Origin of the sequence: Aeromonas sp. QDB23, assembly GCF_027707745.1 — a bacterium.
In the GTDB taxonomy this organism is placed as follows: domain Bacteria; phylum Pseudomonadota; class Gammaproteobacteria; order Enterobacterales; family Aeromonadaceae; genus Aeromonas; species Aeromonas allosaccharophila.
On record NZ_JAPCJA010000019.1, the window covers coordinates 15395 to 28135 of the forward strand.

A 12741-nucleotide genomic window follows, 5' to 3' on the forward strand; every position below is an offset into this window, starting at 1 on the left:
ACCAAGGGAGAACGGATCAAGCCTTGATACTCAATAAACTGGAACAGAAGTTGACTCGCCTGCAACACAAGGCGAACGACGTGGTGAACCGGGTGCGGGATCGCCATATCCGGCTGGCGGTGACCGGCCTCTCGCGCAGCGGCAAGACCGCCTTTATCACGGCGCTGGTCAACCAGCTGGAACATGCGGCCATCGATGGCCGTTTGCCGTTGTGGGATGCCCTGCGTCAGGGGCGCATCCTCGGCGCCCGCCGGGTGCCGCAGCTCAATGCCCATATTCCCACCTTTGCCTACGAACGTGGCCTCGACTCCCTGTTTGGCGATCCACCGGCCTGGCCCGAGCCCACCCGCGGCGTGGCCGAGGTTCGCCTCGAAATTCGCTATCGCACCCGTCATCCCCTGCGCAAGCATCTGGGGGAGATCTCCACCCTCTACGTGGATCTGGTGGACTACCCCGGGGAGTGGCTGCTCGACTTGCCGCTCCTTGAGATGAACTACGAGCAGTGGAGTGAACAGGTGCGTGAGCAGCTGCGTCGCCCAGAGCTGCAAGCACTCGCCGCCAGCTGGCTGACACCCGGGTGGCAGGCCGATCAGCGCTTCGAAGAGCGGCCGGTGGCTGAGCTGGCCGAGCGTTACACCGCCTATCTTCATGCCTGCAAACAGGAGCTGGGATTGCACCTCATTCAGCCCGGCCGCTTCGTCTTGCCGGGGGAGTATGCCGGTGCCCCCATGCTGCAATTTGTCCCCTGGGTGTGGGAGATGCCTGCCAGCGAACCCGCCGATGGCACCCTCTACGCCACCCTCAAGCAGCGCTTCGAGCAGTACAAGCAGCATCTGGTGCAGGGTTTTTATCAGCAGCACTTTGCCGGCTTTGATCGCCAGATCGTGCTGGTGGACTGCCTGCAGCCCCTCAATGCCGGGGCAGCCAGCTTTGGCGACATGCAGCAGGCCATCGCCCGCATCATGGAGAGCTTTGCCTATGGCAAGAGCAACTGGTGGCGGCGGCTCTTTTCGCCGCGCATCGACAAGCTGCTGTTTGTGGCGAGCAAGGCCGATCACGTCACCCCCGAACAGCATGCGCCCATGGTCTCCCTGCTCCAACATCTGGTGCGCAGCGGCCGCGGGCAGGCCCGTTTTGAGGGGATCACCACAGAGTGTCTGGCGCTCGCCGCTATCAAGGCGACCGAAGTGGGCAAGGGGGTGGCCAATGGCCGCGAGTTCCCCGCCATCCGTGGCACCAGCCTGAGCGGTGAATCGCTGCTGCTGTTCCCGGGGGAGGTGCCACCCCATATTCCCCCTGCGCAGTGGTGGAACAGTCAGGGCTTTGATTTTCAGGCGTTTCGTCCCATGCCCATGAGCGCCCATCAGGCGCTGCCCCATATCCGGCTCGATGCGGCGCTGGAGTTTCTGCTCGGGGATCACCTCGAATAACGGTGTGCGGCTCGGGGTTGTTTCCTGCGCTGCACACAGGAGACTGTTTTCAGGAGAACAAGGCGATGAACGATCAGATAAAAGAGCGGCCGCCGCTGCAGGGCAAGGTGATCCTTGAGCCTACCTTGACGGTGGCCAGTAACGAGCGACCGCCCGCACCGGCCCAGCGGCTGGAGGAGGCGAGCTTCGAGCGGCTCGACGAGCTGGACGATTTGACCGAGGTGGAGAGCACCCTCGTCATCAAACCGCGCCGCCGCCATCGGCTGCTGGCGTGGGGGCTGGGGGCGGTCGGTCTGCTCTCGTTGGGGCAATATGGCGCCTTTCTTTACGATCAATTCCTCACCACCCCGCTCTGGGGCAGCGCCTGGCTGGCAGCCTCAGCGCTGGTGGCGGCGGGGACTGCCAGCGTGGTGGGGCGCGAGTGGTTGCGACTGCGTACCCTCAAGCGGCGTCAGGATGTGCGCTCGCGGGCAGAAGATCTGCTGGCCCATCAGGGAGTCGGGCAGGGGCAGGCCTTTTGCGAAGGGTTGGCGGTCAAAAGTGGCGACAAGGGGCGCGAGGGGTATCAAACCTGGCTGGCCCAGCTCGACGAGAGCCACAGCGATCGGGAGGTGCTGACCCTCTACAGTCAGCTGGTACTCGGCGAGCGCGACAAGCTGGCACAGGCGCGGGTGGCCAAATGGTCGGGGGAGGCCGCGGTGTTGGTGGCGCTGAGCCCGCTCGCTACCGTCGACATGATGCTGATGCTGTGGCGCAACCTGCGGATGATCGAGGATATCGCCGATGTCTACGCCATCGAGCTTGGCTACTGGAGCCGCATTCGCCTCATTCGTCAGGTGTTTCGCAACATGCTCTACGCCGGTGCCACCGAGCTGGTGACCGAGGTGGGGATGGATCTGCTGGGCGCCGAGCTTACCGCCAAGCTCTCCGCCCGTGCGGCACAAGGGGTGGGGGCGGGGCTGCTCACCGCCCGCCTTGGCCTGCGCACCATAGAGGCGTGCCGCCCGCTGCCCTGGTGTGCGGACGAGAAACCGAAACTCGGTGAGCTGCGCAAGCGGCTGATCGGCCAGCTGGCGGGGTATCTCAATAAATCCTGATAGCCCTATCTGCACCTTGCTGCGATGACCCATGCCCCTGTCGTGCTCGCCAAGCCGCAGGGGCATGGTTTTAATCGTCAGATCATTGAGTTGGCAGCATGGCCCGACTTTGGCGAGGCGCCTGTTTACGGTTAAGCTGGCAGTCAATCGTATCAATCACACCAATCGTACCAATCGGCAAGGATGCCCGATGAACTTTACCTTTCGCCAGATCCGTTATTTTGTGGCCGTGGCCGACAGCTTTTCAGTGAGTCGCGCCGCCGCCGAGCTGCATATCTCCCAGTCGGCGGTCACCAGCGCCATTCGCGAGCTGGAGACCGAGCTGGGTGCCCCGCTATTCGAGCGCAACCCGCGCGGCGTCACCCTCACCACTCAGGGGCACCAGTTTTTGCTCCACGCCCGCCGCATTCTCGGCGCCATGACCGAGGCGAGCCACTCCCTCAAAGCAGTCGCTCAACAGGATCAAGGGCGACTCACCATTGGCGTGACCACCTTGGTGGCGGGTTACTACCTGTCGGAGGCGCTTGGCCGTTTTCGCCGCGCCTTTCCGGCGGTACAGATCGAGGTGAAGGAGGATGAACAGCCTTTTCTGGAGCACCAGATCGTCAACGGTGAGGTGGATGTGGGGATCCTGATGACCAACCGCACCATCCGGCAAGAGGCGTTCGATACCGAGCTGCTGACCCGCTCGCCGCTGCGGCTCTGGCTGGCCGCCAACCACCCGCTCTGCGCCGAGTCGACCCTCTCCCTGACGGCACTGGGGGAGGAGCCGATGATCTCGCTGACCGCCGATCAGCTCGATCAGATCATCGGTGGCGGCCTGCGCCGCTACGGCATCTCTCCTCGCATCGTGCTGCGCACCGCGTCGGTGGAGGCGGTGCGCAGTCTGGTGGCGAGCCAGCTCGGGGTTGCCCTGTTGCCCGATTTTGCCTATCGCCCCTGGTCGCTGGAACAGGAGCGGGTCGAGGCGCGCCCCATCAAGGAGCCCATTCCCGCCATCGATATCGGGCTGGTGTGGCGCCGTGGTTCTCGGCTGGATTGGACGGCGCGGGAATTTATCGATATCGCGCGGGATCAGAGCCGGTTGCGGGCCCGTCAGGCGCTCCCTCGCTAGCCATCTCTTGCGGGGTTGCCACTAAAATTCAGATTCATCTGCACTCGATATCGATTTAGCTGATACCTAAGCCACCAAAAATTGAAATATTCATCGTATTGCCACTCCCCTAAGCTCATTGCTGGTTAACAGGATGTTAACGCCCATGGCGGCGTTCCTTCACCTGATGCAAGTCAACACAATGCAAGGAGTGCATGATGAAATTGACCCCTCTGATGCTGGCTCTTGTGCCGGCGCTGCTGGCAGGCCAGACCCAGGCTGCCCCGACCGAGCTCGGCAAGGGTGAAGGCCAGCTCAATATCGTGGCCTGGGCGGGCTACGTCGAACGTGGCGAGACCGACAAGAACTACGACTGGGTGACCGGCTTCGAAAAAGAGACCGGCTGCAAGGTGAGCGTCAAGACGGCAGCCACCTCGGACGAGATGGTGGCGCTGATGAACGAGGGGGGCTTCGATCTGGTGACCGCCTCCGGCGATGCCAGTCTGCGCCTTATTGCTGGTGGCAAGGTGCAGCCGCTCAATCTGGCGCTCATTCCGAGCTACAGCAAGATTGATCCCCGGCTGCAAAATGCCCCCTGGCACACGGTGGATGGCAAGCACTACGGTGTGCCCTACCAGTGGGGCGGCAATATCCTGATGTACAACACCAAGGTGTTCCCCAAGGCACCGGACTCCTGGAACGTGGTGTTCGAGGAGCAGACCCTGGCGGATGGCAAGTCCAACAAGGGACGGGTGCAAGCCTTTGACGGCCCGATCCACATCGCTGATGCCGCCCTCTATCTGATGACCCATCAGCCCGCGCTGGGCATCAAAGATCCTTACGAGCTGAACGAGGATCAGTACAAGGCCTCCCTCGATCTGCTGCGCAAGCAGCGCCAGCTGGTGGGACGCTACTGGCATGATGCCTTCGTCCAAATCGATGACTTCAAGAATGAAGGGGTGGTTGCCTCCGGCTCCTGGCCGTTCCAGGCCAATACCCTGATCGCCGACAAGCAACCTATCGCCACCACTGTGCCCAAAGAGGGTGTCACCGGTTGGGCCGATACCAGCATGGTGCACAGCGATGCCAAGAACCTCACCTGCGCTTACAAGTGGCTGGAGCACTCCCTGAACAACAAGCTGCAGGGGGATCTCGCCTCCTGGTTTGGCTCGGTGCCTGTGGTGCCTGCCGCCTGCGAGGGCAATGCCCTGCTGGGCCCGACCGGGTGCAAAACCAACGGTATCGACAACTTCGATCGGGTTCGTTTCTGGCGCACTCCGGTCTCCCAGTGCAAGAGCCAGGGAACTTGCGTGCCCTATTACCGCTGGGTTTCCGACTATATCGCCATTCTGGGCGGTCGCTAAGGCAGGTTGAGCAAGGTGGTCGCAACGGCTGCCATCTTACCAACGGCAGGGGAGTTGCACCTCCTCTGCACAACCACCCAAACCGGATAACCAATGGGCCGGACAGGAGTCCGGCCCATCCCAGCACAGACAAGGACGCCCCATGAACGCCGTACAATTTGACCGGGTCAGTCGCCACTATGGCGAGGTGAAGGCGGTCGATGACATCTCTTTCCAGATCCCCTCCGGGGAATTCTTTACCCTGCTGGGGCCGAGCGGTTCCGGCAAAACCACCTGCCTGCGGATGATCGCGGGCTTCGAGTACCCGAGCGATGGGGAGATCCGCCTGTTTGGCGAACCCTGCTCCACCGTGCCGCCCTATGATCGCAACCTCAACACGGTGTTTCAGGACTATGCCCTGTTTCCCAACATGGATGTGCGCGACAACATCGGCTATGGCCTGATGCTCAAGGGGGTCGCCAAGGCCGAGCGCTACCGCAAGGTGGACGAGATGCTGGAGCTGGTGCGGCTGCCCGGCGTCGGCAAACGTCGCCCAAGCCAGCTCTCCGGCGGCCAGCGCCAGCGCATCGCCATCGCCCGGGCCCTCATCAACCAGCCACGCATCCTGCTGCTGGACGAGCCGCTGGGGGCCCTCGATCTCAAGCTGCGCGAGCAGATGCAGCTTGAGCTCAAGGCGCTGCAACGCCAGCTTGGCATCACCTTTATCTTCGTCACCCACGATCAGCAGGAGGCGCTCTCCATGAGCGACCGGATCTGCATCTTCAGTCAGGGCAAGATCGAGCAGATCGCCGCGCCAGATACCATCTACGACGCCCCGGCGACGCCGTTTGTGGCCCGCTTCGTCGGCACCGTCAATCTGTTCGAAGGAGAGCAGGCCAGACGGCTGTGCGGCGACGGCAGCCAGATGATGGTGCGCCCGGAGCGGATCCGGCTCAGTGAGGCGGGTACGCCGGGCTGGTCGGGGGAGATCCGCGAAGTGGAGTATCTGGGCCCCTTCGTCCGTTATCGGGTCAGCCTCGGGGAGCAGATCGAGATCATCGTCAACCATCCCAATGAGGGGCAGGCCCGCCTGAGCCGTGGTACCCAGGTCAGCCTCAGCTGGCCGGAGCAGGCCATCCATCGCCTGAGCGCCACTCATCAAGGGGCGCAGCCATGAGTGCCCCTCACAGTGCGAGTCTTGCCATGAACCATCAGCCCGACCCTGCCCGTTTCAGGCCGCTGCGGCGCCTCTCGACCCTGCTCTATGGCCGACCCGGCCTGCTGCTGGCGATCCTGCTGGGGCCGCCGCTGCTGTGGCTCGGCATCATCTATGTCGGCTCCTTGCTGATGCTGCTCTCCAACTCCCTGTTCGGGCTGGATGAGTTCAGCGGTCAGGTGCGCCACGAGCTGGGGCTGCAAAACTTTGTCGCCCTGCTGCGGCCGGAGAATCTCGATGTGATCGGTCGCACCGTCGGCATGTCGCTGCTGGTGACCCTGGCCTGCGCCCTGCTCGGTTTTCCGGTTGCCTACTACATGGCGCGCTACACCAGTGGCAAGACCCGGGCGCTGTTCTATGTGGGGATCATGTTGCCGCTCTGGTCCAGCTATCTGGTGCGGGTCTATGCCTGGAAGCTGATCCTGGCCAAGGAGGGTGTCATCAGTTGGTTGGCGCACAGTATGGGGCTGGAGTGGCTGCTTGATGCCATCCTCTCGCTACCTGTGATTGGGGGCCCGTCGCTCTCTTTTTCGCGGCTTGGCACCTTTATCGTGTTCGTCTACGTCTGGCTGCCCTTCATGATCCTGCCCATTCAGGCGGCAGTGGAGCGTATTCCGCGCTCCCTCCTGGAGGCGAGTAGCGATCTGGGGGCGACACCCGCCCAGACTTTTCGCAATCTGATCCTGCCGCTGGCGTTGCCCGGTGTGGTGGCGGGCTCCATCTTCACCTTCTCGCTGACCCTCGGTGATTACATCATCCCCGGCATCATCGGCAACTCGACCATGTATATCGGTCAGGTGGTCTACATGCAGCAGGGAACGGCGGGCAATCTGCCCTTCGCAGCCGCCTTCTCGCTGGTGCCAATCCTCATCATCGCCATCTATCTGGCGATTGCGAAACGACTGGGGGCTTTTGATGCGCTTTGACCCTATCGCTTTGAACCGGCAGCAAGGAGGCCGTCATGTCAGCTAGCTCAGTGATCAGTCAGGGACAGCGCCCTTCGGGCCTGCTCAAGTACGCCGCCATCGGCGGGCTGTTGTTCCTGCACTTTCCCATTCTGTTTATCTTCCTCTACGCCTTCACCAGCGAGAGCAAGAGTTACCAGTTTCCGCCCCCCGGGCTCACCCTCAAATGGTTCGAGGTGACCCTCAATCGTCCCGATGTGTGGCGTGCCATCCAGTTGTCGCTGGAGGTAGCGGGGCTGGCGACACTGGTGGCCATGATCCTCGGCACTCTGGCGGCAGGGGCCATTGTCCGCAGCCGCTTCTTCGGTCAGGAGGTTGTGTCACTGCTGCTGGTGCTGCCCATCGCGCTGCCCGGCATCGTCACTGGTATCGCGCTGCGCTCGGCCTACGGCTTGATGGAGATCCCGTTCAGCTTCTGGACCATCGTTATCGGCCACGCCACCTTTTGCGTGGTGGTGGTCTACAACAATGCGCTGGCCCGTTTTCGCCGCACCAACCAGAGCCTCATCGAGGCGTCGATGGATCTCGGGGCCGACGGCTTCCAGACCCTGCGCTACGTGATCCTGCCCAATCTGGCCACGGCGCTGCTGGCGGGGGGCATGCTGGCCTTTGCCCTGAGCTTTGACGAGGTGATCGTCACCACCTTCACGGCGGGCCAGCAGACCACGCTGCCCATCTGGATGTATCAGGAGCTGATCCGCCCCCGAGACAGGCCGGTCACCAATGTGGTGGCCCTCATCATAGTGGCCTTCACCACTATCCCCATTTTGCTTGCCTACTACCTCACTCGCGACACCCATGATGTCGCTGGCAGTGGCAAATAATGACTCAACGCGTGCGCAAGGATGCAACCATGAAACTCTCTACCCAACTCTTGATTGATGGTCAGTTTGTGACCGGCGAGGGGCAGGCCGAACCGATTCTCAACCCGGCCAACGGCGAGCAGATCGCCGCCGTGCCGGAAGCTTCGTTCGAACAGGTGAACCGGGCGGTGAACGGTGCCCAGCGCGCCTTCGCCCAGTGGAGCCGCACCACCCCGGCCCAGCGCAGCAACCTGCTGCTGCGTCTGGCGGATCTCGTCGAGCACCACGCCGAGGAGTTCGCGGCGCTCGAATCCCTCAACTGCGGCAAACCCTATCTGGCAGTGCTCAACGACGAGCTGCCCGCGGTGGTGGACTGCTTCCGCTTCTTTGCCGGGGCGGCTCGCTGCCTGCAAGGGCCGCTGGCGGGGGAGTATATCGAGGGGCACACCAGCATGATCCGCCGTGATCCCATCGGGGTGGTGGGCAGTATCGCCCCCTGGAACTATCCGCTGATGATGGCGGCATGGAAGATGGCGCCGGTGCTGGCGGCGGGCAATACGGTGGTGCTCAAACCCTCCGAGCAGACCCCGCTCACCGCCCTGCGCCTTGCCGAGCTGGCCAGCGAGATCTTCCCGCGCGGTGTCATTAACGTCATCTGCGGGCGAGGCGAGAGCGTGGGGGCGCCGCTGGTGGAGCACCCGCTGGTGCGGATGGTGTCGCTCACCGGCGATATCGCCACCGGCCAGAAGATCCTGCAAAGCGCCGCCCGCACCATGAAGCGCACCCACCTTGAACTGGGGGGCAAGGCGCCGGTGATCATCTTCGACGATGCGGATCTGGAGGCGGTGGTGGCGGGCATTCGCACCTTCGGTTTCTACAATGCAGGGCAAGATTGCACCGCCGCCTGCCGTATCTATGCCCAGGGCAAGATCTACGACAAGTTCGTCGCTGCCATGACCGATGCGGTGGCCTCCATCAAGGTGGGCAGCCAGTACGAGGAGGGGGTCGAGATGGGGCCGCTCATCTCGGACAGACAGCGCAACCGGGTCGCCAGCTTTGTCGAGCGGGCTCAGAGCAGCGGTCATGTGGAGGTGACGGCGGGCGGCAAGATCCGCCCCGGCAACGGCTTCTTCTTCGAGCCGACCCTGATTGTCGGGGCTCGGCAGGAGGATGAGATCGTGCGGCGCGAGGTGTTCGGTCCCGTGGTGTCGGTGACCCGTTTCAGCGACGCCGAGCAGGTGGTGCAGTGGGCCAACGACTCGGACTATGGTCTCGCCTCGTCGGTCTGGACCAAGGATTTGAGTCTCGCCAGCAAGGTGGCCAGCCACCTGCAATATGGCTGCACCTGGATCAACACCCACTTCATGCTCACCTCCGAGATGCCCCACGGCGGCATGAAGATGTCGGGCTACGGCAAGGATCTCTCCCTCTATGCGCTGGAGGATTACACGGTGCCGCGCCATATCATGGTCAAGTTGTAGTGGGGATTGGTTAGCGGGTTGTCACAATTTATTTACAACTATTTCCGGCAGCCGACTCATGGGTCGGCTGCTTTTTTTGTTGCCATTTCGTTACAGTGAAACCGTGATGAAACGGCAAGGCGCCTTGATGTGGCGCCAGAGGATGGAACCGCTATGGCAACCTGTTATACCGCACACCAGCCGGATGCTGACGGGGTGATCCACTACAGCAACGAGGAGCATGACACCTGGCAGATCCTGATCGAACGCCAGTTCGCCGCTCTTGCTGGCAAGGGGTGTAACGAGTATCTGGCCGGTCTCGACAGGCTGGGATTGCCCCGTGATCGCATCCCCCAGCTGGCCGAGATCAACGCCGTCTTGCAGCCTGCGACCGGCTGGTCGGTGGCGGCAGTGCCAGCGCTCATCTCGTTCGATCGCTTCTTCGCCCTGCTGGCCAATCGCCAGTTTCCGGTGGCGACCTTTATCCGGCGGCGGGACGAGCTCGACTACCTGCAGGAGCCCGATATCTTTCACGAGATCTTCGGCCACTGCGCCATGCTGACCAATCCGGCCTTTGCCCACTTCACCCACCTTTACGGCCAGTTGGGGCAGCAGGTGAGCAAGGAGCAGCGGGTCTTTCTGGCGCGGCTCTACTGGTTCACTGTGGAGTTTGGCCTCTTGGCGACACCTGACGGGCTGCGGATCTACGGCGGCGGCATTCTCTCCTCTATCGGCGAGACCGCCTATGCCCTCTCCGGCCAGCCGCTACTGCAACCCTTCGATCTGTTGACCGTGCTGCGCACTCCCTATCGTATCGACATCATGCAGCCCACCTATTTTGTGCTGCCGAGTCTCGATCATCTCTACCAGCTGACCGGGGAGGAGATCATGGCTGCTCTGGCCGAGGCCAGTCGGCTTGGCCTCTATCCGCCGCGCTTTGAGGTTGCCAGCGGCAAGCAGGCGAGCTGACCACAGGCAAACAACCCTATTTCATATTCATTAATTTTTCATTAATTCAAGCAGGAGTAACCCATGTCCGAACTGGCCAGCCAGCAGTGTGAAGCGTGCCGCGCCGATGCCCCCAAGGTGAGCGATGAGGAGCTGCGCGAGTTGATGCAGCTTATTCCCGACTGGCAGCCACTGGTGGTGGAGGGGGCGCTGCAACTGCGGCGGGAATTTACTTTTCGCAACTTCAAGGAGGCGCTGGCCTTTACCAACCGCCTAGGGGAACTGGCGGAGGCGGAGTTTCACCATCCGGCCATTCTGACCGAGTGGGGTAAGGTGACCGTCAGCTGGTGGACTCACAAGATCGGCGGATTACACCGCAACGACTTCATCATGGCAGCACGTACCGATCAATTGCCCAGATAAGTTGAGAGCAGGTTGAGGCGGATCATCCCTCTTCCTGCATCTCTGACCGAGTGGGGCAAGGTGACCGTCAGCTGGTGGACCCACAAGATTGGCGGCTTGCACCGCAACGACTTCATTATGGCGGCGCGCACGGATCAATTAATCAGCTGACGATGTGCGCAAACCGTGACTCGTGCTGGTTTGGGCCTGCCTGCGAAAGCGGGGCGGGCCCGCATTTTTATGGGCTGGCGCTCGCACTGGGGGGATCGAGACTGTATTATCCGCTCATTCATAGAGTTAGCTAGGAAGTGTGTCCCGAATGCGTCTTGAAGTCAGCTGTGAAGACCGCCTGGGCCTGACCCGGGAACTGCTCGACCGCCTGGTGGAGCACAATATCGATCTGCGCGGCATCGAAATCGATACCTCAGGCATCATCTATCTCAACTTTCCCGAGCTGGAGTTCAGTGATTTTCAGCACCTGATGCCGGAGATCCGCCGCATTCCCGGCGTCTACGACGTCAAGACCATCCCCTACATGCCCTCCGAGCGAGAGCACCACGAAATTGAGGCGCTGCTCAAGGCGCTGCCGGATCTGGTCTTCTCCCTCGACAGCAAGGGTAAGGTGACCCAGGCCAACCAGTCGGCCCTCACCACCCTCGGCTTGCCGGTGGAGGAGGTGCGCGGTGTGGCGCTCGGTTCGCTGGTCAAGGGCTTTTCCTTCACTCGCTGGCTGGAGGCGAGCGAGATCAAGCCGCAGACCTGCAAGCTCAGTTTCAATGGCGAAGAGTATCTCGCTGACCTGATGCCGCTGTTCGTGGCAGAAGCTCGCGGCAAGCAGGCGCTGGCCGGAGCCGTGGTGGTGCTCAAATCTGCCCGTCGGGTCGGCCTGCACTTCAGCGCGCTTCATGCGGTGGAAGTGGGGGGCTTCGAGCATCTGCAGGCCGAGAGCCCCAAGATGAAAGAGGTGCTGTCGCAAGCACGCAAACTGGCGATGCAGGACGCGCCGCTGCTGATCGTCGGCGAGACCGGCACCGGCAAGGAGCTGCTGGCCCGCGCCTGTCACGGTGCCAGCCTGCGCTCCAGCCACCCCTTTATGGCCCTCAACTGCGCGGCCATGCCCGATAACGTGGCCGAGAGCGAGCTGTTTGGCTATGCCCCCGGCGCCTTTGGCAACAACACCGAGGGCAAGCGCGGCGTGCTGGAGCTGGCCAGCGGCGGTACCCTGATGCTGGATGAGATCGGCGACATGTCTCCTCATCTGCAGACCAAGTTTTTGCGGGTGCTGCAGGATGGGGTATTTCGCCGGGTCGGTGACGAGCAGGAGGTGAAGGTCAACGTGCGTTTCATCTGTACCACCCAGAAGCAGTTGCTGGATCTGGTGCACGAGGGAACCTTCCGCGAGGATCTCTACTACCGCCTCAACGTGCTGAGTCTGGCACTGCCCCCCCTGCGCGAGCGCAAGGCGGACATCATGGTGCTGGCCCAGCAGTTTGTCTCCCGCTTTGCCAGCGAATTGCAGCGGCCCCGTCCGCGCTTTACCCGCAACATGGCCGACTACCTGACCGCTTACCGCTGGCCGGGCAACGTGCGCCAGCTGCGCAACTGCCTCTATCGCGCCATGACCCTGCTGGAAGGGGATGAGCTGGGGCCCGAGCAGATCGATCTGCCGGTGGCGGCCGATACCGCGCCGCTTATCGACGAGTGGTTTGAAGGGGATCTGGACGATGCGGTGAAGCGCTTCGAGAGCCAGCTGCTGGCCCGGCTCTATCCCGCCTTCCCGTCAACGCGCCAGCTGGCCAAGCGCCTGGGCGTGTCGCATACCGCCATCGCCAACAAGCTGCGGGAATATGGCATCAGCAAGAAGTGAGCTCGCGCTTGATGCCTGCTATCACAGAGCCCGTCACCAGACGGGCTCTTGCGTTTATTGACACTGCGCCCGAAAACGAGGGCAGGGGAGAGTTGTCAGAGCAGCATAAGCCACCTT

10 protein-coding genes and 1 pseudogene are annotated in these 12741 nt (G+C 62.3%); all 11 read left to right on the top strand.

Annotated features, from left to right (window positions below; genetic code table 11):
- Positions 1–23: 23 nt before the first annotated feature.
- The 11 genes and pseudogenes from PG888_RS10325 (at position 24) to tyrR (ending at position 12624) form a co-directional block, all read left to right on the top strand.
- Positions 24–1430 (top strand): YcjX family protein, encoded by a 1407-nt coding sequence (locus PG888_RS10325; RefSeq protein ID WP_182939473.1) that lies wholly within the window; start codon positions 24–26, stop codon positions 1428–1430.
- A gap of 65 nt (positions 1431–1495) precedes the next feature.
- Positions 1496–2527 (top strand): YcjF family protein, encoded by a 1032-nt coding sequence (locus PG888_RS10330; protein ID WP_182939474.1) that lies wholly within the window; start codon positions 1496–1498, stop codon positions 2525–2527.
- 190 nt (positions 2528–2717) lie between these two features.
- Positions 2718–3641, top strand: a complete 924-nt coding sequence (locus tag PG888_RS10335) for a LysR family transcriptional regulator (RefSeq protein ID WP_005346246.1) — start codon at positions 2718–2720, stop codon at positions 3639–3641.
- Between the two features lie 197 nt (positions 3642–3838).
- The gene (locus PG888_RS10340; protein ID WP_042657598.1) at positions 3839–4984 is read left to right on the top strand and encodes an ABC transporter substrate-binding protein; all 1146 of its coding nucleotides are present in this window, start codon (positions 3839–3841) and stop codon (positions 4982–4984) included.
- A 142-nt stretch (positions 4985–5126) separates the two neighbouring features.
- Positions 5127–6140 carry an ABC transporter ATP-binding protein gene (locus PG888_RS10345; RefSeq protein WP_058051635.1) on the top strand — a complete coding sequence of 338 codons (1014 nt, stop codon included), beginning with the start codon at positions 5127–5129 and terminating at the stop codon, positions 6138–6140.
- The gene (locus PG888_RS10350) at positions 6137–7105 is read left to right on the top strand and encodes an ABC transporter permease (protein ID WP_182939475.1); all 969 of its coding nucleotides are present in this window, start codon (positions 6137–6139) and stop codon (positions 7103–7105) included. Before PG888_RS10345 ends, PG888_RS10350 begins: the two co-directional genes overlap by 4 nt.
- 35 nt (positions 7106–7140) lie before the next feature.
- Positions 7141–7968, top strand: a complete 828-nt coding sequence (locus PG888_RS10355) for an ABC transporter permease (RefSeq protein ID WP_182939476.1) — start codon at positions 7141–7143, stop codon at positions 7966–7968.
- 29 nt (positions 7969–7997) lie between these two features.
- Entirely contained in the window at positions 7998–9428 is a 1431-nt protein-coding gene (locus PG888_RS10360) for a gamma-aminobutyraldehyde dehydrogenase (RefSeq protein WP_182939477.1), read from the top strand.
- Between the two features lie 153 nt (positions 9429–9581).
- On the top strand, positions 9582–10376 hold the full coding sequence (gene phhA, locus PG888_RS10365) for a phenylalanine 4-monooxygenase (protein WP_182939478.1): 795 nt from the start codon (positions 9582–9584) through the stop codon (positions 10374–10376).
- Between the two features lie 63 nt (positions 10377–10439).
- Positions 10440–10928, top strand: a pseudogene (locus tag PG888_RS10370) (4a-hydroxytetrahydrobiopterin dehydratase).
- 148 nt (positions 10929–11076) lie between these two features.
- A complete protein-coding gene (gene tyrR / locus PG888_RS10375; RefSeq protein WP_058051631.1) occupies positions 11077–12624 on the top strand; it encodes a transcriptional regulator TyrR in 1548 nt (515 codons plus the stop codon).
- The last annotated feature ends 117 nt before the right edge of the window (positions 12625–12741 follow it).